This is a genomic window from Variovorax sp. J22R115 (assembly GCF_030317005.1).
In the GTDB taxonomy this organism is placed as follows: domain Bacteria; phylum Pseudomonadota; class Gammaproteobacteria; order Burkholderiales; family Burkholderiaceae_C; genus Variovorax.
The window spans coordinates 118,073-143,864 of record NZ_JASZYM010000012.1 but is presented as its reverse complement, the minus strand read 5'-3'; the positions used below and the strand labels follow the sequence as shown (position 1 = coordinate 143,864).

The window sequence follows — 25,792 nt, the reverse complement described above, 5'->3', positions numbered from 1 at the left end:
TTCACACTCCCAGCAGTTGGCGCCGCAGCGTCGCGTCGCGCCGCAGCGCATCGGCCGGGCCTTCGTGGACGATGCTGCCCAGGTTCATCACATACACGCGGTCCGCGACGTCCAGCGCGCTCTGCACGTTCTGCTCGACGACCAGCACCGCGACGCCTTCGGCCTTGAGACGCGTGATCGTCCTCATCACGTCTTGCACCACCTTCGGCGCGAGCCCCTGGCTCGGCTCGTCGAACAGCACGAGCCCCGGCGACCCGAGCAAGGCGCGAGAGATGGCGACCATCTGCATCTCGCCACCGGAGAGGTTTTCGCATTCACGGTGCATGAGGTACTCGAGCGCGCTGAAGATCTCGAAGCACTCCTTCTCGCTCCATGCGCGGAATCGGGACTTCTTGCGCGCGATCGCGAGGTTGCGCGCGACCGTGAGCGTCGGGAAGATGCGTCGGTCGTCGGGCACCCAGCCGACGCCGCAGCGGGCGATCTCGTGGGTGGACGCCCGTGTGATGTCTCGGCCGTCGAAATGGACCGTGCCGACACCGGGCGGCGTCAGGCCGAGGATCGAGCGCAGCGTGGTGGTCTTGCCCGCGCCATTCGGGCCGAGCAACGCAACCACCTCGCCCGCGCCGACGCGCAGCGAAACATCGAACAGCGCCTGCGTCTCGCCGTAGTAGGTGTCGATATGGTCGATGGAAAGCAGCGCAGCCTGCCCTGCTTCCGCAGACGGCTGCGCGCGCGAGATGGCGACCGCGCTCATGCGAGCGTCCCCAGATTGGAGCGCGCGACCCACTCGTTCTGCCGCAACGCATCCGGCGTGCCCTGCGCAATGACCTGGCCCCAGTGGATCACCGAGATTCGGTCGGCCAGCCCGAAGAGAAACTTCATGTCGTGCTCGATGATCATGATCGTCAGTCGTTTCCTCAAGCGCGCCACCAGTTCCGCCAGGCGCGCCGTGCCCTCCGCACCGAGTCCTGCCGTCGGTTCGTCGAGGAAGAGCATGCGTGGCTCGGCCGCGAGCGCGACGCCGATCTCCAGCGCCCGGCGTTCGCCATACGACAGGCTCTTGGCCTGCGAGCGCTTCTTGCCCGCGAGACCCACGCTGTCGAGCACCGTTGCGGCGAGGTCCTGCGCGGTGCTGTCCGCGCCCAGGTCGCGCCACGGATTGAAGCCTTGCTTGCGCACGTGCGGCGTCGCAATCAGCACGTTGTCCAGAGCCGAGTAGTCGTCGAACAGATTCATGATCTGGAAGGAACGCGAGATGCCCCTGCGTGCGATCTCGCGCGGTGCGAGTCCGGTGATGTCCTCGCCCGCGAAGCGCACGGTGCCCCGGTCAGGCTTGAAGCGGCCCGTGAGCACGTTGAAGCAGGTCGTCTTGCCCGCGCCGTTCGGCCCCATGATGCCGACGAGTTCACCCTCCTCGCAGTCCAGCGTGATGTCTTCGAGCACCACCTGATCGCCGAACCGCTTGGACAGTCCTGTTGCTTCAAACAGCTTCATCTGCACCTCGCTGAACCAATGCCACCGGCACCGCCGCCGTGGCCGCCAACACCCGCCGGCCGGCCGACGGCCGATGTCGCCATGCCTGCCAGATCCCGGCGATGCCATCGGGCTTGAAGATCACCATCGCCATGAAGATGAGGCCATACCAGAGCAGCCACGTCTCGGTGTAGACACCCAGCAAGTCGCGCGCGAGGATGAAGAAGGCCGCGCCGATCACCGGCCCCCAGAAGCTGACGAGGCCGCCGCCCACCAGCACCATCATCACGACGAAGCCCGAGTTGTGCAGGCTCATCACGTTGGGATAGGCCGATTGCTGCGCCATGGCGAACAGCGCGCCCGAGAGGCCCGCCACACCAGCCGACAAGGTGAAGGCCAGCCACTTGTAGAGCCAGACGTTGTAGCCCACGAAAGCGGCCCTCGTCTCGTTCTGCTTGATCGCGCTCAGCACGCGTCCCAGCGGCGAATGGACCACCCGCCACAGCGCCACGAGCACCACGGCGAAGACGGCAAGGCAGAAATAGAACAGCGCGTTGTTGCTTGCAAGGCTGAAGGATGCGAAGCCCAGGTCCACCGGCAGTCGACGGATATTGAGCAGGCCATCTTCACCACCCGTCATCGAGTGCCACTTGTTGGCGACGAACCAGAACACCTGCCCGAAAGCGATGGTGAGGAGCGCGTAGTAGATGCCGCGCCGGTGCGATATGAACAGTGCGACCAGCGCGCCCAGGCTGGCAGCGATCAGCACCGCGCCGAACAGGTCGAACCACAGGTTGGGCCACACCTTGAGTTGCAGCAGGCCGAAGGCGTAGGCGCCGATGCCGAAGTAGGCCCCGTGCCCGAAGGACGGCAACCCCGTGAAACCGAGCAGGAGGTTGTAGCCCAGCGCGAACATCATCCAGATCATGATTTCGAGCGCCAGGTACTGATAGAGCCCCACCTGCGCAATCCACAGCGGCGTGGACACCAGGAAGGCCAGTAGCAAGACCATGGGCGCAGGAAACAGTGCGGCGCGACCAGCAGCGAGTTGCATGAACGACTTGTCTCCAGATTCTTGAAATTTGACGTTGGACAAAACAGAATGTACGTTCTAATATCGAAACGTTCAAGAATATTCATTCTATTTTTTTCGCCATGGACCCGATCGCCACCTACGAGCAACTGAAGAACCGGATCGCGCAGGCCTACCCCGGTATGTCGAAGCAGCTGCAGCGCATCGCCCGCCACGCCCTGGAGCGTCCGGACGATCTCGCGCTGGGCACGGTGGCCGCCATTGCCGAAGCCGCCGAGGTCCAGCCGTCCGCCATGATCCGCTTCGCCAACGCGGTGGGCTATGGCGGTTTCTCCGAGATGCAGCAGGTCTTTCGCGGCCATCTGGTGGAGCGCTCGTCGAGCTACCGCGAACGCATCGTGGAGATGCGCCGCAAGCAGACCAACGGCGCGCGCGCGCCGGGCAGCGTGCTGCATCAACTGGCGATGGACTCTGTCGGCGAGCTGGGCCAGCTCGAAGAGATGATCCATGAGGCGGACCTCACGCAGGCCGTCAAGCTGATTGCCAGCGCGCCGCACATCCACGTGCTCGCGCAGCGCCGGGCCTTTCCGGTCGCCGGCTACCTTGCCTACGCGTTGAGCCAGCTCGAACTGCGCACGCACCTGCTCGACGGTGCCGGCGGCATGCTGCGCGAGAGCCTGCGCGCAGTGGCGCCAGGCGATGTGCTGCTGGTCGCCAGCTTTCGCAACTACTCGCCGGAGGTGCTCGACGCGGCGCAGGCGGCGAGCGAGCGCGGCACGGCGGTGATCGCGATCACCGATGGGCCGCTGTCGCCGCTGAAGGCGTCGGCCACGGTCTGCTTCGAGCTGGCCGACGATTCATCGAAACCGTTCCGTTCCCTGGTAGCGCCGTTGTGCCTCGCGCAGGCACTGGTCGTCAGCACCGGACATCTCCTGGCCGAGCAGGCCAGCCACCCGCGGGCCCGCAAGACGCCCGCAGCCTAGAAGCTGTCATGACAAGACCTTTCGATGTCATCTGCATGGGGCGGGCCGCGGTCGACCTCTATGGGGAGCAGATCGGCGGCCGGTTGGAAGACATGCTGAGCTTCACCAAGTACCTGGGCGGGTCGCCGGCCAATACGGCAGTCGGCGTGGCACGTCTGGGGCTCAAGCCCGCGATGCTCACGCGGGTCGGCGACGAGCACAACGGACGCTTCGTGCGCGAGACGCTGGCGGCAGAGGGCGTGGACGTGAGCCATGCAAAGACCGATCCGAAGCGGCTCACGGCGCTGGTGTTCCTCGGCATCCAGGACCGCGAGACCTTCCCTCTCGTCTTCTACCGCGACAACTGTGCCGACATGGCGATCGACGAAGCCGATATCACCCCCGGCTTCATCGCCTCTGCGACCGCCCTGCTGCTCTCCGGCACGCACCTGTCGCAGCCGCACACCTACCAGGCCTGCCGCACGGCAATTCGGCAAGCGAAAGCGAGTGGGACGCGCGTGGTGCTCGACATCGACTACCGCCCCGTGCTCTGGGGACTGACCAGTCCCGGCATGGGCGAGCAACGCTTCGTGCCCTCGGAGCAGGTCAGCGCGCATTTCCAGACGGTGATTCCGTCGTGCGATCTGGTGGTGGGAACCGAAGAGGAAATCCACATCGCGGGCGGCAGCTCGGACACTCTGACGGCCATCCGCCGCCTTCGCTCGCTCACGGCCGGCACGATCGTGGTGAAGCGCGGTCCCATGGGCTGCGTGGTATTCGACGGCGCCATCCCCGAGCGGATCGAGGACGGCCTGCGGGGTCCGGGCTTCCCCGTCGATGTCTTCAACGTGCTCGGCGCCGGCGACGCCTTCATGGCGGGATTCCTCCGAGGCTGGCTCAAGGACGAGGCGCTGGAACGCTGCTGCACCTACGCCAACGCCTGCGGCGCACTCGTGGTGTCGCGCCATGGCTGCGCGCCGGCGATGCCGAGCTGGACAGAACTGCAGCATTTCCTGGCGGTCGGCTCTCGAACGCGGCGGCTGCGTGAGGACGTGGACCTGGAGCATCTGCACCGCGTCAGCACCCGCACCCGCCGCTGGAAAGAGCTCTGCATTCTGGCCTTCGACCATCGGGTCCAGCTCGACGAACTCGCCGCGCGGCATGGCGGCGGCCGCGAGCGCATCGAGGCTTTCAAATCCCTGGTGGCCGAGGCCGCACGCCGCGTCGCTCGGGCTGAAGCCGATCGCGACCTCGACGCCGGGATGATCCTCGACGCCCGCTTCGGTTTCGACATCCTGCCGGCCCTCACCGGCAAGGGCTGGTGGGTCGCGCGGCCGGTCGAACTGCCTGGCTCGCGGCCCCTGGCCTTCGAGCCGGCGCAGCCGCTGATGCTGGAGATGCGCAACTGGCCGGCCGAGCATGTCGCCAAATGCCTGGTGGCCTGGCATCCGGACGATCCAGCTGCACTGCGCGCCACGCAACTGGCGCGCCTCACCGAACTGCAGGCCGCGAGCGTCGCGACCTTTCACGAATTCCTGGTCGAGGTCATTCCGCCGCGCGACATGCCCGCCGACGACGACACGCTGGCGCGGGCCTTGGGCCAGATCTACGAGGCCGGCATTCGTCCCGACTGGTGGAAGCTCCCACCCTCCGCATCGGCCGAAGCCTGGGAGCGCATCGCCGCCGTGGTCCAGGATCACGACCCGCACTGCCGCGGTGTGTTGCTGCTGGGCCTGGAAGCCAGCGAAGAAGTGTTGCGGCAGGGATTCGAAGCGGCTGCGCCCCATGCGATCTGTCGCGGTTTCGCGGTCGGCCGCTCGATCTTCGCGGATGCCGCCGCCGGATGGTTCGCGCGCCGGCTCGACGACGCGCAGGTCATCGACGACGTCGGCGCCCGTTACGCCGGGCTCATCCGGCTCTGGCGCGACGCCCGGGCCGGCCACACCACCAGTCTCGTTTGAAACTTTCCAAGGAACATCCCATGACCACCGCAAGGATCGGCTTCATCGGCATCGGCATGATGGGGCACGGCATGGCCAGGAACCTGCTCGCGAAGGGCTTTCCGGTCAAGCTCAAGGCGCACCGCAACCGCACCAACCTCGAGGACCTGCTGGCCGCTGGCGCCACCGAGGCCGACACGCACGCGGCCACGGCGACCGATGTCGACGTCGTCTTCATCTGCGTCACCGGGTCGCCGCAGGTGGAGGAGATCGTCTACGGTGCCGACGGCCTTCTCGACGCCGCACGACCGGGACTGCGAGTGGTCGACTGCTCCACGGCCGAGCCATCGTCGAGCGCGCGAATCCGCGCCGACTTTGCGGCCAAGGGGGTGAACTTCATCGATGCGCCACTGGCGCGCACGCCGAAGGAAGCCGAGGAAGGCCGGCTCAACACCATGGTCGGCGCCGACGCCGAGGACTTCGCGGCCATCGAGCCCGTGCTCAAGGCCTTCTGCGAGAACATCTTCCACGTCGGCCCGCCGGGCCATGGCCACGTGCTCAAGCTGGTGAACAACATGATGGCCATGAGCTTCGCGAGCTGCATCGCCGAGGCCTTCGCTGTCGCCGCCAAGTCGGGGCTGGACCTGAAGCGCCTCTACGACGTGGTGTCGGTCGGCGGCGTCAACTGCGGCATCTTCCAGATGATGACCGCCAAGACGCTGGTCGATGGCTCCGTCGACGGCTTCAAGTTCGGTATCGCCAATGCGCAGAAGGACCTGCGCTACTACACCCACCTGGCCGAGGCCCTGCCCGTGTCGAGCTTCATGGGCGAGGCCACGCACCAGAGCCTGGTCCAGGCCGTGAACCTGGGCTTCGGCGACAAGCTGATCGCCTCGCTCTTCGAGGCCCAGGAAAAGATCAACGACGTGAAGATCGTTCCGCGCTAGTCCATACCAACTGCAGGAGACAAACACCATGCGCAAGACAGACAACCCATCGGATTCCCGCCGCAAGCTTCTCAAGGGCGCCGGCCTCGCGCTCGCGGGCGCCGGTCTCTACGGCGTCGCCCCGTTCATGGGGCCGTGGAAGCACAACCGCGTCTGGGCCCAGTCGGCGCAGAAGAAGCCGCTGGTGATCGGGCTCACGATGGACACCTCCGGCATGTACGCAGCCTCCGGCGGCGAGGAGCGGCTGGGCGCGATGATGGCGATCAAGGAGTTCAACGACAAGGGTGGCGTGCTCGGCCGGCGCATCGAGGCGATCCACATGGACACCGAGACCACCCCCGCGACAGGCTCGCGCATCGCCGAACGCATGATCACGCGCAACGAGGCCGCCTTCCTGATCGGCGCGGTGCACTCGGGCGTGTCGAACGCGATCTCGCAGGTGGCGCAGAAGTACGGCACCGTCTTCCTCAACACCAACTCCAGCTCACCTACCGAGGCCGGCAAGGACTGCCACCGCACCAAGTTCGTCTGGGACGGCAACGGCACCAATTTCTCCAACGCGATCGTCAAGAACGCGATCACGGCGAACGGCCGCAACTGGGTGCTGCTGACCAACGACTACGTCTGGGGCCACACGACCTCGAAGGCCACGCGCGACATCGTCGAGGCCAACGGCGGCAAGATCATCGACGAGCTGTTGATTCCGCAGAACACGCGCGACTTCTCTTCCTATCTGCTGAAGCTTCAACAACTCAAGCCCAACGTGGTGGCCACCGCGGTCGGCGGAGACGACATCAAGGCGCTGCGCCAGCAGGTGGTGCAGCTCAAGCTCAACGAATCGATGGCCTGGATCAACAACCAGCAGGACTGGCCCGACGTCTATGGCCTCGGCCCCGACGCGATCTTCGGCGTCTTCGGCACCACCTGGTACTACCGGCTCGACCTGCCGGGCGTGAAGGAGTTCGTCGCCGCCTACCAGAAGCAGTACCCGGGCGTTGCGATCCGCGTTCCCGGCAACGTCTATCACAACACTTACATGGCGACGCGCGAGCTGCTGCGCTGCACCGAGGAAGCCGGCACGACGCAGAACATCGCGGTCATCAAGAAACTCGAAGGCCGGCAGATGAAGGCGGTGGACCGGCTGCAGCACTTCGACGCCTGGATGGACCCCGTCACGCACCAGTGCCAGCAGACCATCTACATGGCGAAGTACAACGACAAGCCGGTGGAGAAGGACGACATCTTCAAGATCATCACGCAGGCCAATCCGAAAGACGTGATGGACACGCAAGCGCAAGGCACCTGCAAGCTCGAGAGCTACGACGCCACGCCGAGCTACGACGTCTGAAAAGAAATGCTCACGCAGCTCGTCCCGCATCTGGTCAACGGCGTCTCGCTCGGGCTCCTGTTCGCGCTGATCGCGCTGGGCTTCATGCTGATCGTGGGGGTGATGGAGACCATCAACCTCGCGCACGGCTCGCTCTTCGCGCTGGGCATGTACGTAGCGCTCTTCATCGTCGCGCCGCAGCTTGGCATGTTTCCGGCGTTGCAGGCGGCGTACATGGCCCTGCCGATCGAGCTGCGCTACCTGTTCGCGCTGGTGCTGGCGCCGATCTTCGTCGGCATCTTCGGGATGCTGCTGGAGTTGTGCATGCGGCGCACCTACGGGCGCGATCCACTCTACGGCCTGCTGCTGACCTTCGGCGCCGCGCTCGTGATCGAGGAGGGCATCCGGCTCGTCTGGGGTTCGTCCGAGAAGCAGATTCCGCTGCCGCAGGCGATCTCGGGCGCAGTGATGATGGGCGACCTGATCTATTCGCGCTATCGCTTCTTCGCCAGCGCCTTCGCGGTACTGATGATCTTCCTGCTTTGGCTTTTCCTGCAGAAGACGCCCTATGGCGCAATCATCAAGGCCGGCGCGCACGACAGCGAGATGGTGCGCGCCCTGGGCATCAATCTGTCGCGCCTGCGGCTGTTCGTCTTCGGGCTCGGCGTGGCGCTGGCGGCGATCGCCGGCGTGGTGATGGCGCCGATCTGGGGAATCCGGCCCCATGTGGGCGTGGACGCCGTGGTGCCGGCTTTTCTCATCATCGTGCTGGGCGGAGTGGGTTCGCTGTGGGGCGCGGTGATCGCGGGGCTGATGGTCGGCATGGTCGTCGGGCTCACTGGCTCCTACGCCTCGGAATGGTCCCTGATGTCGATGTACCTCCTGTTCATCGCGGTGGTCACCTTCCGCTCGCGCGGACTGTTTGGAAAGAAGAGCGTGCTCGATGCCTGAACTTCACTCGAAGCCCTTGCAGGGCAAGGTCGCGCTGGTGACCGGCGCGGCCGGCACCATGGGCCTCGCGGCCGCCAGGTTCCTGCTGGAGGACGGCTGCAAGGTCGCGCTCGTCGATGCGAACCGGGAACGCACCCTGGCCCTTGCGGAGGAACTCGGCGCCGACGCCCAGCCCTTCTGCTTCGACATCAGCGACGCAGAGGCGGTGCGAAGCGGGCACGCCCAGGTCGTCGAAGCATTGGGGCCGGTCGACGTGCTGGTCAACAACGCGGGCATCCTGTCGAACAACAAGGCGGAAGCGACCGATGCGGCGGAATGGCGGCGCGTGCTGGCCGTGAACCTGGACGGCGCGTTCTACCTGTCGCAGCAGGTTGTGCCGTCGATGAAGGCACGGCGCGCTGGCCGGATCATCAACACCTGCTCGCTGGCGGCGAAGACCGGCGGGTTGACGGCGGGCACGGCGTATTCGGTGTCCAAGGGCGCGCTGACCTCGCTGACTTTCTCGCTGGCACGCGAACTGGCATCCTTCGGCGTCACCGCCAACGGCATCTCGCCAGCCTACGTGAAGACCCCCATGATCACCGAGCAACTCACGGAGCAGCAGCGGCAAGCCCTGCTGAAGGACATCCCGGTCGGCCGCTTCTGCGAGCCGGAGGAATTCGCACATGTGGTGCGCTTCCTGGCCTCGCCGCTCTCGGGCTTCATCACCGGGGAGATCATCGATCTCAACGGCGGCCTGCTGATGGACTGACCCCCATGGACGAACTCACGCCGCGCATCGACTTCCCTCGCGAGCTCTCGGGGCTCTTCAGACTCGAAGGCAAGGTGGCCTACGTTCCCGGTGGCTATGGCGGAATCGGTGAGGCCATCGCCTGGGCGATGGCGCTGGCAGGTGCCAAGGTGGCGGTGTCGGGGCGGAATGAAGCCAAGGCGCAGGCCCTGGCGGCATCGCTCAGGGAAGCCGGTCACGACGCACTGGGTCTCGCGATGGACGCGCATTCGGTTGCCGACATGCAGGCGTCGGTCGACGCCGTCGCAGCGCATTTCGGCAGGTTGGACGTGCTGATGAATTGCATCGGCATCCAGCGCGAGCAGGCCTTGCTGGACGTGACCGAAGAGGCCTTCGACGAGGTCGTCCAGGTCAATCTCAAGTCCGCGATGTTCCTGGCACAAGCGGCGGCGAAGCATCAAATGGCCGGCGGGCGCGGCGGTGCACAGGTGCATCTGCTGTCGGTGCGCTCGCAATTGGGGCTTCGCGGCCGCGGCTACTCGGCCTACGCGAGCAGCAAGGGGGCCCTGGTCATGCTGATCCGCCAGCACGCCGCCGAGCTGGCCCCGCATGGCATCACGGTCAATGGGGTTGCGCCGACCGTCGTGCGCACCGAGATGGCGCGCCACTGGCTGGCGAACCCCGACACGCACAAGCAACTGCTGGATCGCATCCCGCTCGGCCGCGTGGCCGACCCGAAGGACGTGGCCGGCGCTGCCGTGTTCTTCTGCGCACCGGCGGCGTCCTTCGTGACCGGGCAGGTGCTGTACCTGGACGGCGGCATCAACGCGACGCAATGACGCGCACGCGCAGGCGCGTCCTTTCCTAGAATCACCCCGGGATTCGGACCCGGACCCGTCGCTCCAACGGCGATCCGGACGTCGCTCGCCTTATCCGGAATAAGCATTCAATCGCCCGCAAACCCGCATGGGGACTGGTGAATATGCTTATCCGCATAAAGCGCGAACCAAAAAATAGTTTGTTTCCATAAGGCTCGCTTCTACATTCCTCGATCCCGTTGACGAGGCCGTGGACGCACTGCCTTCCAGCAACTGACAACACGATGTACCAATACACAGATTTCGACCGCCAGTTCGTGCACCTGCGCGCGGCGCAATTCCGCGACCAGCTCGAACGTTGGCAAACGGGCAAGCTCTCGGAGGACGAATTCCGTCCCCTGCGGCTGCAAAACGGCTGGTATGTGCAGCGCTACGCGCCGATGCTGCGCGTCGCGGTGCCCTACGGCGAGCTGTCGAGCCGGCAGCTGCGCGTGCTGGCCAGGATCGCGCGCGTCTACGACGAACCCGAGGCCGAGGTCTACAAGACCGCGCTGGCCACGCAGGGCAAGCTCGGCACGGCCAAGCTGCCGACGCACTACGCCCACTTCACAACGCGCCAGAACGTCCAATACAACTGGATCCCGCTGTCCAAGTCGGCCGACGTGATGGACCTGCTGGCCTCGGTCGACATGCACGGCATCCAGACCAGCGGCAACTGCATCCGCAACATCACCAGCGACGAGCGCGCCGGCGTGGCCATCGACGAGATCGCCGATCCGCGCCCCTTCGCCGAGATCATGCGGCAGTGGAGCACGCTGCACCCTGAATTCGCCTTCCTGCCGCGCAAGTTCAAGATCGCGATCAGCGGCGCCAAGGAAGACCGCGCCGCCACCGGCTGGCATGACGTCGGCCTGCACCTCGTGAAGAACGACGCGGGCGACCTGGGCTTCCGCGTCCAGGTCGGCGGCGGCATGGGCCGCACCCCGATCATCGGCACCGTGCTGCGCGAGTTCCTGCCGTGGAACCAGATCATGAATTACCTCGAAGCGGTGATTCGGGTCTACAACCGCTACGGCCGGCGCGACAACATCTACAAGGCGCGCATCAAGATCCTGGTGAAGGCCGAGGGCCAACGCTACATCGACGACGTCGAGGCCGAGTACAAGCAGATCATCGAGCACGACGGCGCGCCGCACACGGTCACGCAGGCCGAGCTCGACCGCGTGAGCGCCTCCTTCGTGCCGCCGACGCTCGCCACCCGCGTGTTCCGCAGCGCCGAGGAAACCGACGCCGACCTCCGCGCACAGGCCGCCGACGACGTCATGTTCGCGCGCTGGCTGGCGCGCAACGTGGCGCCGCACAAGAACCCGGCGCTGCGCGCGGTCACGTTGTCGTTCAAGCGCCGCTTGCAGGCACCGGGCGATGCTTCTGCCGACCAGCTCGATACGGCCGCCCTGCTGGCGGACCGTTTCAGCGCCGGAGAAGCGCGCGTCACGCACGACCAGAACCTGCTGCTGCCCTGGGTGCACGCCGAAGATCTGCATGCCCTGTGGCTCGCAGCGCGCGAAGCCGGCTTTGCCAGCGCCAACGTGCACCTGCTGACCGACATGATCGCCTGCCCCGGCGGCGACTTCTGCGCGCTGGCGAATGCGCGCTCGATCCCGATCGCCGAAGCCATCACCGAGCGCTACCAGGATCTGGACGAGCTCGATGATCTCGGCGAGATCGACCTGCACATCAGCGGCTGCATCAACTCCTGCGGTCACCACCACAGCGGCCACATCGGCATCCTCGGCGTCGACAAGGACGGCAAGGAGTGGTACCAGGTCACGCTGGGCGGTTCCGACGGCTCCGCGCTCAGCGGTGCGGCGCAGCCCGGCAAGGTGGTCGGCCCCTCCTTCTCCGCGGCCGAAGTGCCGGACGTGATCGAGGCCGTGCTCAACACCTACCGCGATACCCGCGAGGCGGGCGAGACCTTCATCGACGCGCTGCGGCGCGTCGGCATCGAGCCTTTCAAGGCCGCCGCCAACGGCGCGCGCTTCAAGGTCGAGGTGGCCGCATGAACAAGACGCTTCGACTCATCGCTGCCGAAGACCATGTGGACAACGGCGACCCGAACGTCCTGCAACTGGCCAACGACGCCGATCCGCTGGCGATCGAGGTCTGCCTCGACGACGTGGAACGCATCGACCTGGACTTCCCGAAGTTCACCGACGGCCGCGCCTACAGCCAGGCCTTCCTGCTACGCCGCCGACTCGGCTTCAAGGGCGATATCCGCGCCACCGGCGACGTGCTGATCGACCAGCTCGTGCAGATGCAGCGCACCGGCTTCTCCAGTGCCGTGCTCAAGGAAGGCGTCGACGCCTCCGCCGCACATCGCCAGTTCGATCGTTTTGCGGCCTTCTATCAAGGTGACGCGGTGCAAGCCACACCGATCTTCAAACGCGAAACCGCCTGAACTTCCACAACCAGCCAGCGCCCTGCGCGCCCAGCCATTTCGACATGAACGCCATCTCGCTCTACGCCAAGCCCTCCGCCGATTTCGACGACAAGCTCGCCGAGAGCGTGGCGCTGCTTCGAGGCGCGGCGGCCGAATTCACGCCGATCACGCAAGCTTCCAGCTTGGGCGCTGAGGATATGGTCGTGACGGACATCCTCCATCGCTTCCAGGTGCAGAGCGGCGTCTTCGTGCTGGAAACGGGCAAGCTGCATGCTGAAACGCTGGGCCTGCTCGACCGCCTGCAGACGCACTACGGCCGCGAGATCGAGGTGTACCGCCCGGTCGAGGAAGATGCGGCCGCGTTCGTCAAGGAAAACGGCGAAGAAGCGATGTACCGCAGCCTCGAATTGCGCAAGGCCTGCTGCCACATCCGCAAGATGGAGCCGCTGGAGCGTGCGCTCGCCGGCAAGCGTGCCTGGATCACGGGCCTCCGGCGCGAGCAGTCCGGCGCGCGTGCCGAGGTCGAGTTCATCGAGCAGCAGCCCGAGCGCGTCAAGATCAATCCGCTGGCGCGCTGGACCTGGGGCGACGTGTGGCACTACATCGCCATCCACAACGTGCCCCACAACCCGCTGCACGACCAGTTCTACCCGAGCATCGGCTGTGCGCCCTGCACCCGCGCCGTGACCCTCGGAGAAGACTTCCGGTCGGGCCGCTGGTGGTGGGAGCAGGAAAGCGCCAAGGAATGCGGCCTGCACGTGGCCGCCGACGGCAGCCACGAGGGCGAAGAGCCCGCTGCATTCGAGCCCCTGTCCGCCGTCTCACCCGTCTCTCCCCTTCCGAACCGCGCCATCCCCATTCGTGCCATCCCGAACTGAACCCCGCTTCATGAACGCCCGTACCGACACCGACCTGCTGCTGCAATCCACATCGCAGTCGCTCGCGCGCCTCTCCAACGCGCAGCTCGACGCACTGGAAGAAGAGACCATCTTCATCCTGCGTGAAGTCGCCGCATCCTTCGAGCGGCCGACGCTGCTGTTCTCGGGCGGCAAGGATTCGCTGGTGCTGCTCAAGTGCGCGGAAAAGGCCTTCGGCATCGGCCGCATCCCCTACCCGCTGCTGATGATCGACACCGGGCACAACTTCCCCGAAGTGACCGATTTCCGCGATGCCCGCGCCAGGGAACTCGGCGCCGAACTGATCGTGCGCAATGTCGAGGATTCGATGAAACGCGGCACGGTACGCCTGGCGCACCCGGACGAATCACGCAACGTGCACCAGTCGGTCACGCTGCTCGAAGCCATCGAGGAATTCCGCTTCGACGCGCTCATCGGCGGCGCCCGCCGCGACGAGGAAAAGGCCCGTGCCAAAGAACGGATCTTTTCGCACCGCGACAGCTTCGGCCAATGGCAGCCCAAGGACCAGCGCCCGGAACTGTGGACGCTGTTCAACACTCGCCTCGCGCCCGGCGAGCACTTCCGCGTGTTCCCGATTTCGAACTGGACCGAACTCGACGTGTGGCAGTACATCGAGCGCGAGGACATCGCCCTGCCCTCGATCTACTACACGCACAAGCGCGAAGTGGTGGAGCGCCGCGGCCTGCTGGTGCCGGTGACCGAACTCACCCCGCCGCGTGACGGCGAGCAGATCCAGGTCCGCGACGTGCGCTTCCGCACCGTCGGCGACATCACTTGCACCTGCCCGGTCGACAGCCTTGCGGCTGATGCCGGCGACGTGGTCATCGAAACGCTGGCGGCTGACGTTAGCGAACGCGGTGCCACGCGTATGGACGACAAGACGTCCGAAGCTTCGATGGAAAAACGCAAAAAGGACGGCTACTTCTGATGAGCACCGCTACCCAATCCCCGGCTGCCTCCAAGCTGCACGCCGAGACCGGCGCGGCGCTGCGCTTCATCACCTGCGGCAGCGTGGACGATGGCAAGAGCACGCTGATCGGCCGCCTGCTGGTCGATAGCAAGACGGTGCTTCAGGATCAACTGGCCGGCGTCCAGCGCGGCGGCGAGACCGATCTGGCGCTGCTGACCGACGGGCTGTCTGCCGAGCGTGAACAGGGCATCACGATCGATGTGGCCTACCGCTACTTCTCGACTGCGCACCGCAAGTTCGTGATCGGCGATGCGCCCGGCCATGAGCAGTACACGCGCAACATGGTCACGGCCGCGTCGAGCGCCGATGCGGCGGTGGTGCTGGTCGATGCGACCAAGCTCGCCTGGGCATCCGAGGTCGGCGACGGCGAAGTCGTCAAGCGCGAGTTACTGCCTCAGACCCGCCGGCACACGCTGCTGTGTCATCTGTTGCGCGTGCAGTCGATCGTGTTCGCGGTTAACAAGCTCGATGCCATCGACGACGCCGAACTGGCTTTCGAGCGCATTTCGCAAGCACTCGCGAATTTCGCCGAAGCCGCCGGCGTGGAGGTTGCCGCCACGGTGCCGATCTCGGCGCTCAAGGGCTGGAACGTCGCTTCGCGCCATCCGGACTGGGCCGGCTACGAAGGCCCCAGCCTGCTCGAACTGCTGGAGCAACTGCCGGTCACCGCACAGGACGAGGCCGTGCCCTTTGCCTTCCCGGTGCAGTGGGTCGAGAAGTTCTCCGCCTCGGCCGACACCTCACGAGGCCGCCGCGTGTTCTGGGGCCGCGTCGCGAGCGGGCATATCGAGCCCGGACAGCGCGTGACCGTGTTGCCTAGCAACCAGACCGCTACCGTGGCGCAGGTGCTGAGCCACACCCGCCAGCCGAAGGCCGTGCATGCGGGCCACAGCGCCGGCATCGTGCTGGACCGCGAACTCGACGTGTCGCGCGGCGACTGGCTGCTGGAGCCCGGCGCCTTCGAACCGGCGCGCGAGATCACGGCCACCATCGCCTGGCTCGACGACGAGCCGCTCGTGGCGGGCCGCGTCTACTGGGCGCTGCAGGGCCATCGCTGGGTCAAGGCCAAGGTGGCGCGCATCGTGGACCGCGTCAACATCACGACGCTCGATTCCGAGCCGACGGACCAGCTCGAAGCCAACGCCATCGGCGACGTGGTGCTGAGCCTGCAGCAGCCGCTGGCTGTGCTGCCTTTCACGCAATCGCGCACGCTCGGTTCGCTGATCCTCGTCGACACCGCCTCTCACCGGACCTCCGCCGCCGTGCTCGTGCGGCCCCCGGCCACAAAGCCCTAAAATTCGGGGTTTTCCCGATCATTTCTCCCGTCAGCCAAGAATCATGACCCACGTCGTCTCCGAATCCTGCATCCGCTGCAAATACACCGATTGCGTCGACGTGTGTCCCGTCGACTGCTTCCGTGAAGGGCCGAACATGCTGGTGATCGATCCCGACGAGTGCATCGATTGCGCGGTCTGCATTCCCGAGTGCCCGGTCAACGCGATCTACGCGGAGGAAGATCTTCCCGCCAACCAGCTGGCCTTCATCAAGCTCAATGCCGAGCTGGCCGTGGCCGATGGCTGGAAGAGCATCACCAAGCGCAAGCCGGCGCTGCCCGATGCCGAAGAGTGGAAAGACAAGACCGACAAGGTCTCGGAGCTGGTGCGCTGAGCACGACAGCACGCCCCATTGAAACCGACGCGCTGATCATCGGCGCGGGCCCGGTCGGGCTGTTCCAGGCCTTCCAGCTCGGCCTGCTTGAAATCTCCTGCCACATCGTCGACGCCCTGCCCCGTGCCGGCGGCCAATGCGTCGAGCTGTATGGCGACAAGCCCATCTACGACATTCCCGGCACCCCGGTGACCACTGGCCGTGGCCTCGTGGAATCGCTGCAGCGGCAAATCTCACCCTTCAAGCCGCAACTCCACCTTGGCGAGCAGGTCGCGTCGCTCGCGCGTCAGAGTGACGGTCGTCTGTTGCTGGGCACGAACAAGGGCAGCGCTTTCCTCGCCAGGACCGTGTTCATCGCCGCAGGTGTCGGCGCTTTCGTTCCGAAGCGAATCGCCGTCGAAGGCATCGAGCGCCTGGAAGGCACTCGGCTTTTCTATCACCCCGATGCACTCGCTCGCTTTGCCGGCCAGACCGTGGTGGTCAACGGCGGCGATGATGCCGCGCTCGATACCGCGCTGGCGCTCGCACCCATCGCGAAGCAAGTCACGCTGCTGCACCGGCGTGATGTCTTCCAGGCCGAGGACACCACTGTCGCAGCCTTGCGCGAGCACGTCGCCGCAGGAACGATGCGCCTGGCCGTGGGTCAGCCCGTCGCCTTCGACGACGCCCACCTGCAGATCACCACGCCCGACGCGCAAACTGTCTCATTGCCCTTCGATGCCCTCGTCGGCTGCCTCGGCATTTCGCCTCGGCTCGGCGCCATCGCCGACTGGGGCCTGGATCTCGTGCGCAAGCAAGTGCCGGTCGACACTGAGAAGTACGAAACGCGCGAGCGCGGCATCTTCGCCGTCGGAGACATCAACACCTATCCGGGCAAGAAGAAGCTGATCGTCTGCGGTTTCCACGAAGCCACGCTGGCGGCCTGGGGTGCGACGGCGATCGTGTTCCCCGGCAAGTCGATCCCCCTGCAATACACCACGACCAGCACGCGGCTGCACACCCTGCTCGGCGTCGGCCACTAGCGCCTCGCCGCTGCGGGACGCCCCGCAAGCAGATCGTTGCGATCCTGAACGAGGTGTGAACATCCGATTCATGCTATCGACACCGTGGGGGCCTACGATGCCCGCATGCAGGCACTGAACATCTCCCTCTTTCAGTGGCTGGCCGCGGGCCACACGCCCCATCCGCAGTTGCTGTGGATCGCGTCAGTCATCGCCGAAGGAGCATCCTGGGCCTGCGTCGCGATCATGGGCTGGGTGGCTTGGCGACGCCCGCCGCAAAGGGCGTACGCCATGGGGACGCTCGTCGCCGCCGGGGTGACAGCACTCATCGCCCACGCGCTGGCGGACGCCATCAACTTGCCACGCCCCTTCGCGCTCGGCCTGAGCCCGCCGCACATCGTGCACGGCGCGCGCGGTTCCCTGCCGAGTGCGCATGCCTCCGTGATGTTCACCGTTGCGCTGATCTTCTGCATGCGGTCTTCCCTGCGGGGTGCGGGGCTCGCGATGCTTGCGATCGCGGTTTTCACGGGATGGGCGCGCGTCTACGTCGGGGTTCATTTCCCCTTCGACATCGTCGCCGGTCTGATTCTGGCCGTGGCAATCACGGCGGTGTTCTGGGCGCTTGTGCGCTTGAGCCAGCGCTTCATCATCCCGCGGCTCGTTCGCGATGATGCGCCAACCGCCCTTCGACCGAAGGGCTCGGAAAAACAGGGCGTTGCGCCGACCGCTGTCCGCCACGCCTGAATCCCGATCCCCTTGCCGTCGCCCCCGGCGGAACGCCGCCGCGCTGCGGGGGAACGCACCGCTCTACAATTCACACTGCTTCGCCAGACTGAAGCAACGCTAGGGGTGCCGACCCGCCATGCGGTGGGCCGGCTGAGAGAGTCCCTTTGAACCTGACTGAGGTAATCCTCGCGCAGGGAAGCTGGTCCGGCGGCCGCCACGTTTTCTCGCGTGCCGGTCCCACCGCCGGGCCTCGCCCACCTGCCAAACAATTTGCATTGGAGCAAATGGATGGCAAACACGAACAACGATGCCGCACGCAACGGCGCCAACGAGGCGCTGACGCCCCTGCAGGAGGCCGGACGCGTCTTTCGGTGGCACGACCACATGGCGCTGTGGTTCAGCCTCGGGGTCGGCCTGCTGGTGATGCAGATCGGCGCCTACCTGGTGCCGGCGGTCGGAACGCGTGACGCGGTCTTCGCGATCGTGCTGGGCTCGTGCATCGGCGCCGGCCTGCTGGCATGGACCGCGCGCCTGGGCTGCGAGAGCGGGCTCGCCAGCGCGGGCCTGATGCACGCCACTTACGGCAGCGCCTTTGCTCGCCTCCCGGTGGTGCTGAACATCGTGCAGCTGATCGGCTGGACCACTTTCGAGATCGTGATCATGCGCGAGGGCACCCAGGCCATTGGCCGCCAGGCGTTCGGCTGGTCGCTCGACGGCAGCCTGGGTTCGCTGGTGACGACACTGCTCTGGGGCGCCGTGCTGCTCGCCCTTCTGGCAGGCTCCATGGTCAAGCTGGTGCGCCGCTTCGTCAGTCGCTTCGGCCTGCCGCTGGTGGTGCTCTCTCTCCTGTGGCTGACGTGGCAGTTCGCGACGCGGCTCCATGCCAAGGGCCTGGACGCCTTCTGGACGCGACCGGGCGACGGGAGCATGGGGATGTTCGGTGCGCTCGACCTGGTGATCGCGATGCCTGTGTCCTGGCTTCCGCTGGTCGCCGACTACGCGCGCCACGGCAGGCGCAGTTCGGGCAGACTGGGCGGCGCGTTCAGCGGAACGTGGATCGGCTACGCGGTGGCCAACATCTGGTGCTATGCGCTCGGCGTCATGGTGGTGAGCGTTGCGGAGCCCGGCGCCGGCCTGGTCACGGCGCTGCTGCTGGCGCAAGGCGGGCTGGTTGCACTGGGCCTGATCCTGATCGATGAACTCGACAACGCCTATGGCGACGTCTATTCAGGCTCGGTCTCGGCCCACAGTCTGCAGCCGCGCTGGAGCGTGCGGCGCTGGGGCCTGCTTCTCGCCGTGGTCTGCATCGGCTTCGCGCTGGTGCTGCCGATGCACTCGCTCGAACCCTTCCTGCTGCTGCTGAGCTCGGTCTTCGTGCCGCTCTACGGCGTGATCCTCGGGCGATTGGGCTCGGGCGGCTCCGTCGTGGCGGTCGGCGCACGCCGCGTGGACATTGCCGCTGCGGCCATCTGGATCGGCGGCATCGCCATCTATCACGGCTGCGCTGCCTGGGCGCCTCAGTGGGGCTCCGCGCTGCCGACCCTGGCGATCACCTTCGTGCTGGCGTGGGTCACGCGTCCGTCGCCGGCAAGCGGACCGTCGGCATTGGCGCAAAGCCGTGGTTGAGAGGTCCGTGGCCCGCACCCACCTTGACATCCGCGCCCGCCTCCATGGCGGCGACCACGTAGCCGCGCGCGCGTTCCACCGCCTGGGGCAATGCGTAGCCGAGCGCCAGGTGGGCGGCAATGGCCGACGACAGCGTGCAGCCCGTGCCGTGGAGGTTGCGACTGGCGATGCGCGCCGACGAGAGCCGCAGCCTGTCGCCGCCGGCCTCCGCCAGCAGGTCAACCACGTCGTCGCCCGGCAGATGCCCACCCTTGAGCAAGACGGCGCTGGCACCCAGCGCGAGCAGTTCGCTGGCCGCTTCGTCCAGGGCATCGACGCCGTCGATCGCATGGCCGATGAGCAGCGCCGCCTCGTCCAGATTGGGCGTGACCACCGCCGCGCGCGGAAAGAGGTCGCGCACCAGCACCTGAACGGTTTCCGCAGCGATCAGCCTGTCGCCGCTGGTGGCGACCATCACCGGATCGAGCACCACGTTCGGAAGCTTGTAGTGATCGATGGCCCAGGCCACGACTTCGACGATCTCGGGCGCATGCAGCATGCCGAGCTTGACGGCATCGACGCCGATGTCCTCGACCACCGCCTGAATCTGCGCCTTCAGAAAGGCCGGTGGCACGCCGTGGATGCCCGACACGCCGAGCGTGTTCTGCGCGGTGAGCGCGGTGATGGCCGTCATGCCGTAGCAGCCCAGCGCCGCGAAAGTCTTGAGATCGGCCTGGATGCCGGCGCCGCCGCCGCTGTCGGAACCTGCGATCGAGAGCACGCGGGCGTAGCGGGAAAATGCAATAGTCATGACACGAGCTTACCCCCAGCCTCGCCCACTTCGTGTGGCTCGGGCACCCCCTCTCCGGGGGGCAATACCGGCGGCCCGGCGGAGCCGGTTCCGCGGTATTCCTGGATTTTTGGACGCGCCGGATTCGATCGGCGCGCGGTGAGTTGACATGAACAAGGTCGATCTTCCATTTCGCTCCGCCGCGATCCTCGGCGCCGGCCTCATGGGGCGCCTGCTCGCGGTGACGTTGGCGCAGGCCGGTTGCGGGGTTGAACTCTTCGAAGCAGGCGGGCCCGAGGCCGAAGGCGCGGCCGCCCGCGTCGCGGCCGCGATGCTGGCGCCGCTGGCGGAATCCGCCGTCGCGCCGGCTTCGGTGGTGCGCATGGGCCACTACGCGCTCGACCGCTGGCCGACACTGATTGCATCGCTGACCGCGCCCGCGTTCTTCCAGCGCGAAGGCACGCTGGTGCTGTGGCATCGACAGGACGCATCGGAGGCCGCGCGCCTCGCCCGTGTCCTCGCGCGTACCGGCGAAGTCGTGCCCGAACTGCCTGCGATGAAATCGCTCGACGCGGCCGGCATCGCGGCGCTGGAGCCTTCGCTGGGCCAGCGTTTTGCACAGGGGCTGTTGCTGCCCGACGAAGGCCAGCTCGACAACCGCGCGCTGCTCGCCGCCCTGCTCGCGACGCTGCAGGCGTCGTCCCAAGTTCGCCTGCACTGGCACGCGCCCCGAACCACCGATGACTTCACACCGGGCGAGCCCGGCCAGCCCGAACGCGTGATCGACTGCCGTGGCCTCGGCGCGCGCCCCCAATGGAACGCCCTGCGCGGCGTGCGCGGCGAAGTCATCCGTGTTCACGCGCCCGAGGTGACATTGCAGCGGCCCACACGCCTCGTGCACCCACGTTATCCGCTCTACATCGCGCCCAAGCCCGACAACGTGTTCGTGATCGGCGCGACCGAAATCGAATCGGACGACATGTCGCCCGCCAGCGTGCGATCGACGCTCGAACTGCTGAGCGCCGCCTACTCGGTGCACAGCGGTTTCGCGGAAGCACGCATCGTCGAGATCGCGACGCAATGCCGGCCCACCCTGCCCGACAATCTTCCGGCCGTGCGCCAGCCGCGGCCGGGCGTGATCCAGGTCAACGGCCTCTATCGCCACGGCTTCATGATCGCGCCCGCCATCCTCGACGTCGTCATGGAACTGCTCGCGACCGGCCATTCCGCGCTTGCAAGCCGCTTCGACATGGCGCCCAGCCTGGAACCCACAGTGCCATGAACATCCTGATCAACGACGAGCCCCACACGCTGCCGCCCGAGGCGAAGCTGTCGGACGCGCTCGTCCTCATCAACGCGACGCCGCCCTTTGCCGCGGCCGTCAACCGTCAATTCGTACCGCGCTCGAACTACGCATCGCACCCGCTGCAACCGGACGACCGCATCGAAGTGATCCGCCCCGTGACGGGCGGCTAGAACCCAGGCCACGCCATGACCACTGCATCCACCCAAGACCCGCTCGTCCTGTACGGCCAGACCTTCCAGAGCCGCCTGCTGCTGGGCACCGCGCGCTATCCGTCGCCGGATGTGCTCGAAGCGGCTGTCCGCCGCGCGCGGCCCGCGATGCTCACAGCCTCGCTGCGACGCCAGACCGCGACGCCCACCGCTTCCGGCAGCGACAACGGCTTCTGGGAACTGCTGCGACGTCTCGACGTGCCGGTGCTCCCGAACACGGCCGGCTGCCACAGCGTCCAGGAGGTGATCGCGACAGCACAGATGGCGCGCGAGCTTTTCGACACGCCGTGGATCAAGCTCGAACTGATCGGCGACGACTACACCCTGCAGCCCGACACACTGAACCTCGTGGACGCCGCGTCGCAGTTGATTCGCGACGGCTTCCAGGTGCTGCCCTATTGCACCGAGGATCTGGTCCTGTGCCAGCGTCTGGTCGACGTCGGCTGCCAGGCGGTGATGCCGTGGGCAGCGCCGATCGGCACCGGCCGCGGCCCCGTCAATCCCTATGCGTTGCAGGTACTGCGCGAACGGTTGTCGGTGCCGCTGCTCGTCGACGCCGGCCTGGGTTTGCCTTCGCATGCCTGCCAGGTCATGGAGTGGGGATACGACGGTGTTCTCTTGAACACGGCCGTCGCGTTGGCGCAGGATCCCGTCGCCATGGCCGGTGCGTTTGCGGACGCGGTGCAGGCCGGACGGGACGCGCATCGTGCGGGTGCGATGGCGGCACAAGAATCCGCGCAGCCGAGCACGCCGGTCCTCGGCACGCCGTTCTGGCATCACGCTGCTTCGCAATGAGCGCAATGAATTCGATCAATGCAATGGACGCCATCACCGCAAATGACTGATTCCAACGACATCGCGCAAGCCATCGTTGCGGCGCACGCGCCGCGTTTTGGAGAAAGCTCCGACACCGCAGCGTCCTTCTCGTCCGACGACGCCGTGTATCGCGGCGCGAAGCAGGCCTGTGCGGCGCTCGGCTTCATCGAAGTCGACGCCGAATGCCTCGCCAACGCATGGCGCGCACAAACGCAACGCACCGGTTCGTTCGAAGCGAATGCGTGGCCCGAGAACCCTGCCGACTTCGGCATGCGCCCTTTCCCGCCGTCCTCGCGAGACGACGCATTCCCCCAATGCCCCATGAACCTCGGCCTCTACGCCGTGCTTCCCGATGCGCAATGGGTCGGGCGCATGGCGCACGCTGGTGTCCCCACGGTTCAATTGCGCTGCAAGTCCGGCGACGCCGAAGCCATCGAGCGCGAGGTGCATGCAGCCGTCGAGGCGGTGCGAAGCACCAAGGCCCTGCTCTTCATCAACGACCATTGGCGCGCCGCCATCGCTGCCCGCGCCTACGGGCTTCATCTCGGCCAGGAAGATCTCGATGCCCTCTCGTCGGCGGACCTCCAGACCCTTCGGGCCTCCGGTCTTCGGCTGGGCGTCAGCACGCATGGCTACGCAGAGATGGTGCGCGCCGACGCCGTGAGTCCGAGCTACATCGCGATGGGCGCCGTCTACCCGACCACGTTGAAGCAGATGGCGACGGCGCCGCAAGGCGTCGCGCGATTGGGCGCCTACGCGCGTCTCCTGCGCGGTTATCCGCAAGTGGGCATCGGCGGCGTCGATGAGGCGCGCATGCCCGAAGTGCTGGCAACGGGCGTGGGCTCCGTGGCGGTGGTTCGCGCACTGGTGGCAGATACCCATCCCGAGGCCGCAGCGGCCCGACTGATGGCCATCTGCGACGAAAAATGAACGATTACGTTTACGTGCTCTTTCTCCAGCGACTCGATGCTCAAAAATTCTTGTGAAGAAATTGCAGATTCGATGGGTGTCTGCCGAAGGAGCCCAAAAAAGCACGCTATAATCTGAGGCTTGTTCCTCGATAGCTCAGTCGGTAGAGCGCCGGACTGTTAATCCGTAGGTCCCTGGTTCGAGCCCAGGTCGAGGAGCCACTACAAGCCGCAAGGCCTCTGGAAAGCCCGCTACATTTTTTGTAGCGGGCTTTTTCCTTTTTAGGCACCTTGTTTGGCAAGTCCCCGCGAAGCGACTAGTGCCTTCGCAACCAGGCCCACAAAAGCACGGTCACACCCGTCCAGATCGCGATGACAAGCGCGGCGCCCCAGGCACTGCGAGGCTTTGCCTTGCCGCTGTCCAACCACTGATCGGCCTTGTTGCGACAGTCGGCGAGCACGTCTTGCGGCAGCATGCGGATCGTCAGCCAGATCAGCGCAGGCAGCAAGAGCGCATCGTCGACATAACCCAGCACCGGGATGAAGTCGGGGATGAGATCGATGGGGCTGAGCGCGTAGGCGACGACCACGGCAGCCATCACCTTCGGGACCCACGTGGTCGCCGGGTGGCGATAGGCGAACCAGAGCGTCAACGCGTCACGCTTGACGCGGCGCGCCCACTGTCGGATGCCCTGGAGGATCGGCAAACGGTGCCCTCGTTCGAATAAGCACGCAAGCTTGCCATAGCCGGGCGCCACGCACGCACCGCCACGACGGTTGATGAAAAAGCAACTGCGAGACAGCCGGCACTGGCCTGCGAGCCCGGCCCTGTGCAGAATTGCGGCATGACTGAGCCCGGTGAACTGTCCGACGAAGAGTTGCTCGATCGCGCGCACCAGCTTCGCCTGCTGGCCCTGCGCGGCCACCGCGATGCGAGAGGAGCCGCCCATCGCCACGAAACCGAAGTGCGGCGCCGCTTTGGTCCCCCGTCGACGATGAGCGCCACGCTGGAGTCTTCGTCACCGCGTCGGCGCCCGTTCTGGCGCTTTTGGTGAGCGAAGCAAACCGAGGAGCATTCCATTGGACTCAGGCAACCACACAATCGAGGATCTGTTCGCTCAGCTTGGGCTCGGCAACACGTCCGCTGAAATCGAGCAGTTCGTCGCTCAGCACCGTCCATTGAGCAATTCGCTCCAACTGGCGGATGCGCCGTTCTGGAGTGCCGGACAGGCGCAGTTCCTACGCGAGGAAATCAGCGAGGATGCCGATTGGGCAGAGGTCGTCGATCAGCTGAACTTGATGCTGCGCGCCTGACCGGGCCTCCAGCAACGATCACCTCCCGGCGGCGGCATTCCAGAACGCATCGGCCGCCTTGCCGAGAGGCTCGGCGTCGCGATAGAGCCTGATCTCCAGAGGGACGTTCCAGTCGTTGCTCGCTGCCGTGACCAGCCGCCCCTCGCCAATGTCTTCCTCGACGAGCGTCCGCGGCAGCCACGCCACCCCTCTCCCATCGAGCACCATGGTCCTGAGGACCGAGGCAAGATGCGCGGTGAAGACGATCTGAACGGGCATCGTCTCCAAGCGGCGGCCGATCACGGCGCGCATGATGCGTCCCAGCCCTGACTCGTCGGTGTACTGAAGCACCGGCAAGGCCGATCCCCCATGAGGCGTGAGTTGATGACGCGCCTTGCCCTCGGCGTCCGGCGCGGACATGGCGATCAGGCCATCCTCACCGATCCGGACCGACCTGTAAGGCTCCGCATCCAGGGCCCCTTGCGCCTTCGGATGCGCGTGGGTCAAGACGAACTGGACCTTGCTCTGCAGCATCAGCGCTTCGCAACGCTGGAGCACGTCGGACATCAGTTGCACGGGCCCGAGCGTCGTATTCGATTCGAGACTTCGCAGCCATCGCGGCAGGAAGGTGAATGAGAGCGCATGCGTGGATGCGATGCGCAAGGTGACCGAACTGGCTTCGGCGACCTTCCTGGCCTCACCCGGCACCCGTGCGACCTTGGCGATCAGCTCCTGGGCCACGCCTGAAAACCACTCGCCGACCTCGGTCAGTTGGGCCGGTTGAGAGCTGCGGTCGAACAGGTCTGCACCCACCCATTCTTCCAGCGCGCGAATGCGCCGGCTGAACGCAGGCTGCGAGCTGTGGCGGTCCTCCGCCGCGCGCGAAAAATTGCCGGTGGCGGCCAGGGCCACGAAGTCTTCAAGCCATATCAGATTCATGGGCGGTTCTTCCAGCGCATAGA

Annotated in this window: 27 protein-coding genes, 1 tRNA gene and 1 riboswitch; of the genes, 22 read left to right on the top strand and 6 right to left on the bottom strand. The window is 66.2% G+C overall.

The features are described 5' to 3' along the window. Position 1: 1 nt before the first annotated feature. The 3 genes from QTI04_RS21655 to QTI04_RS21645 are packed head-to-tail and all read right to left on the bottom strand — an operon-like array spanning position 2 to position 2,527. A complete protein-coding gene (locus tag QTI04_RS21655) occupies positions 2 to 754 on the bottom strand; it encodes an ABC transporter ATP-binding protein (protein ID WP_286617540.1) in 753 nt (250 codons plus the stop codon). Then, positions 751 to 1,494, bottom strand: a complete 744-nt coding sequence (locus QTI04_RS21650) for an ABC transporter ATP-binding protein (protein ID WP_286617539.1) — start codon at positions 1,492 to 1,494, stop codon at positions 751 to 753. The genes QTI04_RS21655 and QTI04_RS21650 overlap by 4 nt, the downstream gene beginning before the upstream one ends. After that, entirely contained in the window at positions 1,481 to 2,527 is a 1,047-nt protein-coding gene (locus tag QTI04_RS21645; protein ID WP_286598258.1) for a branched-chain amino acid ABC transporter permease, read from the bottom strand. The genes QTI04_RS21650 and QTI04_RS21645 overlap by 14 nt, the downstream gene beginning before the upstream one ends. A 101-nt stretch (positions 2,528 to 2,628) precedes the next feature. Between QTI04_RS21645 and QTI04_RS21640 the strand changes: the two genes are divergently transcribed. The 16 genes from QTI04_RS21640 to QTI04_RS21565 all read left to right on the top strand — a co-directional run bounded on the left by QTI04_RS21640 (position 2,629) and on the right by QTI04_RS21565 (position 19,529). Beyond that, the gene (locus tag QTI04_RS21640) at positions 2,629 to 3,489 is read left to right on the top strand and encodes a MurR/RpiR family transcriptional regulator (protein ID WP_286617538.1); all 861 of its coding nucleotides are present in this window, start codon (positions 2,629 to 2,631) and stop codon (positions 3,487 to 3,489) included. Positions 3,490 to 3,497: 8 nt separating this feature from the next. After that, complete coding sequence (gene iolC, locus QTI04_RS21635) at positions 3,498 to 5,429, top strand: 5-dehydro-2-deoxygluconokinase (protein ID WP_286617537.1); 1,932 nt, start codon at positions 3,498 to 3,500, stop codon at positions 5,427 to 5,429. 20 nt (positions 5,430 to 5,449) lie between these two features. Continuing rightward, positions 5,450 to 6,355, top strand: coding sequence for an NAD(P)-dependent oxidoreductase (locus tag QTI04_RS21630; RefSeq protein ID WP_286598253.1), 906 nt, complete (start codon positions 5,450 to 5,452; stop codon positions 6,353 to 6,355). Between the two features lie 28 nt (positions 6,356 to 6,383). Then, positions 6,384 to 7,703, top strand: a complete 1,320-nt coding sequence (locus QTI04_RS21625) for an ABC transporter substrate-binding protein (protein ID WP_286617536.1) — start codon at positions 6,384 to 6,386, stop codon at positions 7,701 to 7,703. A 6-nt stretch (positions 7,704 to 7,709) separates the two neighbouring features. Next, positions 7,710 to 8,633: a branched-chain amino acid ABC transporter permease gene (locus QTI04_RS21620; RefSeq protein WP_286598250.1), complete on the top strand. Its 924-nt coding sequence runs from the start codon at positions 7,710 to 7,712 to the stop codon at positions 8,631 to 8,633. Continuing rightward, complete coding sequence (locus QTI04_RS21615) at positions 8,626 to 9,384, top strand: SDR family NAD(P)-dependent oxidoreductase (RefSeq protein ID WP_286617535.1); 759 nt, start codon at positions 8,626 to 8,628, stop codon at positions 9,382 to 9,384. Before QTI04_RS21620 ends, QTI04_RS21615 begins: the two co-directional genes overlap by 8 nt. A gap of 5 nt (positions 9,385 to 9,389) precedes the next feature. Further along, entirely contained in the window at positions 9,390 to 10,202 is an 813-nt protein-coding gene (locus QTI04_RS21610; RefSeq protein ID WP_286617534.1) for an SDR family NAD(P)-dependent oxidoreductase, read from the top strand. Positions 10,203 to 10,465: 263 nt separating this feature from the next. Continuing rightward, positions 10,466 to 12,244: a nitrite/sulfite reductase gene (locus QTI04_RS21605; RefSeq protein WP_286617533.1), complete on the top strand. Its 1,779-nt coding sequence runs from the start codon at positions 10,466 to 10,468 to the stop codon at positions 12,242 to 12,244. Beyond that, positions 12,241 to 12,639, top strand: a complete 399-nt coding sequence (locus QTI04_RS21600) for a DUF934 domain-containing protein (protein WP_286617532.1) — start codon at positions 12,241 to 12,243, stop codon at positions 12,637 to 12,639. The genes QTI04_RS21605 and QTI04_RS21600 overlap by 4 nt, the downstream gene beginning before the upstream one ends. A gap of 44 nt (positions 12,640 to 12,683) precedes the next feature. Continuing rightward, a complete protein-coding gene (locus QTI04_RS21595; protein WP_286617531.1) occupies positions 12,684 to 13,499 on the top strand; it encodes a phosphoadenylyl-sulfate reductase in 816 nt (271 codons plus the stop codon). A gap of 10 nt (positions 13,500 to 13,509) precedes the next feature. After that, a complete protein-coding gene (cysD, locus tag QTI04_RS21590) occupies positions 13,510 to 14,466 on the top strand; it encodes a sulfate adenylyltransferase subunit CysD (protein WP_286617530.1) in 957 nt (318 codons plus the stop codon). Further along, entirely contained in the window at positions 14,466 to 15,803 is a 1,338-nt protein-coding gene (locus QTI04_RS21585) for a sulfate adenylyltransferase subunit 1 (protein WP_286598240.1), read from the top strand. Before cysD ends, QTI04_RS21585 begins: the two co-directional genes overlap by 1 nt. A 43-nt stretch (positions 15,804 to 15,846) precedes the next feature. After that, positions 15,847 to 16,176 carry a ferredoxin FdxA gene (fdxA, locus tag QTI04_RS21580; protein ID WP_286570019.1) on the top strand — a complete coding sequence of 110 codons (330 nt, stop codon included), beginning with the start codon at positions 15,847 to 15,849 and terminating at the stop codon, positions 16,174 to 16,176. Then, a complete protein-coding gene (locus tag QTI04_RS21575; protein WP_286617529.1) occupies positions 16,134 to 17,198 on the top strand; it encodes an NAD(P)/FAD-dependent oxidoreductase in 1,065 nt (354 codons plus the stop codon). Before fdxA ends, QTI04_RS21575 begins: the two co-directional genes overlap by 43 nt. Positions 17,199 to 17,303: 105 nt before the next feature. Then, a complete protein-coding gene (locus QTI04_RS21570; protein WP_286598237.1) occupies positions 17,304 to 17,921 on the top strand; it encodes a phosphatase PAP2 family protein in 618 nt (205 codons plus the stop codon). A 91-nt stretch (positions 17,922 to 18,012) separates the two neighbouring features. Continuing rightward, positions 18,013 to 18,117: riboswitch (TPP riboswitch) on the top strand. A 74-nt stretch (positions 18,118 to 18,191) separates the two neighbouring features. Then, the gene (locus QTI04_RS21565) at positions 18,192 to 19,529 is read left to right on the top strand and encodes a cytosine permease (RefSeq protein WP_286617528.1); all 1,338 of its coding nucleotides are present in this window, start codon (positions 18,192 to 18,194) and stop codon (positions 19,527 to 19,529) included. On the opposite strand, the gene thiD is transcribed toward QTI04_RS21565, so the two are convergent. Continuing rightward, positions 19,474 to 20,319, bottom strand: coding sequence for a bifunctional hydroxymethylpyrimidine kinase/phosphomethylpyrimidine kinase (gene thiD / locus QTI04_RS21560; RefSeq protein WP_286617527.1), 846 nt, complete (start codon positions 20,317 to 20,319; stop codon positions 19,474 to 19,476). The two genes, QTI04_RS21565 and thiD, sit on opposite strands and share 56 nt — an antisense overlap. A gap of 148 nt (positions 20,320 to 20,467) precedes the next feature. Between thiD and QTI04_RS21555 the strand changes: the two genes are divergently transcribed. The 5 genes from QTI04_RS21555 (at position 20,468) to QTI04_RS21535 (ending at position 23,759) form a co-directional block, all read left to right on the top strand. Continuing rightward, a complete protein-coding gene (locus QTI04_RS21555; protein ID WP_286617526.1) occupies positions 20,468 to 21,580 on the top strand; it encodes an FAD-dependent oxidoreductase in 1,113 nt (370 codons plus the stop codon). Next, positions 21,577 to 21,774 (top strand): sulfur carrier protein ThiS, encoded by a 198-nt coding sequence (gene thiS, locus QTI04_RS21550; protein ID WP_286598231.1) that lies wholly within the window; start codon positions 21,577 to 21,579, stop codon positions 21,772 to 21,774. The genes QTI04_RS21555 and thiS overlap by 4 nt, the downstream gene beginning before the upstream one ends. A 15-nt stretch (positions 21,775 to 21,789) precedes the next feature. Continuing rightward, positions 21,790 to 22,608 (top strand): thiazole synthase, encoded by an 819-nt coding sequence (locus tag QTI04_RS21545; protein ID WP_286617525.1) that lies wholly within the window; start codon positions 21,790 to 21,792, stop codon positions 22,606 to 22,608. Positions 22,609 to 22,650: 42 nt separating this feature from the next. Then, a complete protein-coding gene (locus QTI04_RS21540; RefSeq protein WP_286617521.1) occupies positions 22,651 to 23,559 on the top strand; it encodes a thiamine phosphate synthase in 909 nt (302 codons plus the stop codon). 124 nt (positions 23,560 to 23,683) lie between these two features. Then, positions 23,684 to 23,759 (top strand) — tRNA-Asn (locus tag QTI04_RS21535). 95 nt (positions 23,760 to 23,854) lie between these two features. On the opposite strand, the gene QTI04_RS21530 is transcribed toward QTI04_RS21535, so the two are convergent. Beyond that, a complete protein-coding gene (locus QTI04_RS21530; protein WP_286617610.1) occupies positions 23,855 to 24,244 on the bottom strand; it encodes a YkvA family protein in 390 nt (129 codons plus the stop codon). A 373-nt stretch (positions 24,245 to 24,617) separates the two neighbouring features. Here QTI04_RS21530 and QTI04_RS21525 point away from each other — a divergent pair, with 373 nt between their 5' ends. After that, on the top strand, positions 24,618 to 24,851 hold the full coding sequence (locus tag QTI04_RS21525) for a DUF2789 domain-containing protein (protein WP_286598228.1): 234 nt from the start codon (positions 24,618 to 24,620) through the stop codon (positions 24,849 to 24,851). Positions 24,852 to 24,869: 18 nt separating this feature from the next. On the opposite strand, the gene QTI04_RS21520 is transcribed toward QTI04_RS21525, so the two are convergent. Then, positions 24,870 to 25,769 carry a LysR substrate-binding domain-containing protein gene (locus tag QTI04_RS21520; protein ID WP_286598227.1) on the bottom strand — a complete coding sequence of 300 codons (900 nt, stop codon included), beginning with the start codon at positions 25,767 to 25,769 and terminating at the stop codon, positions 24,870 to 24,872. Between the last annotated feature and the right edge of the window lie 23 nt (positions 25,770 to 25,792).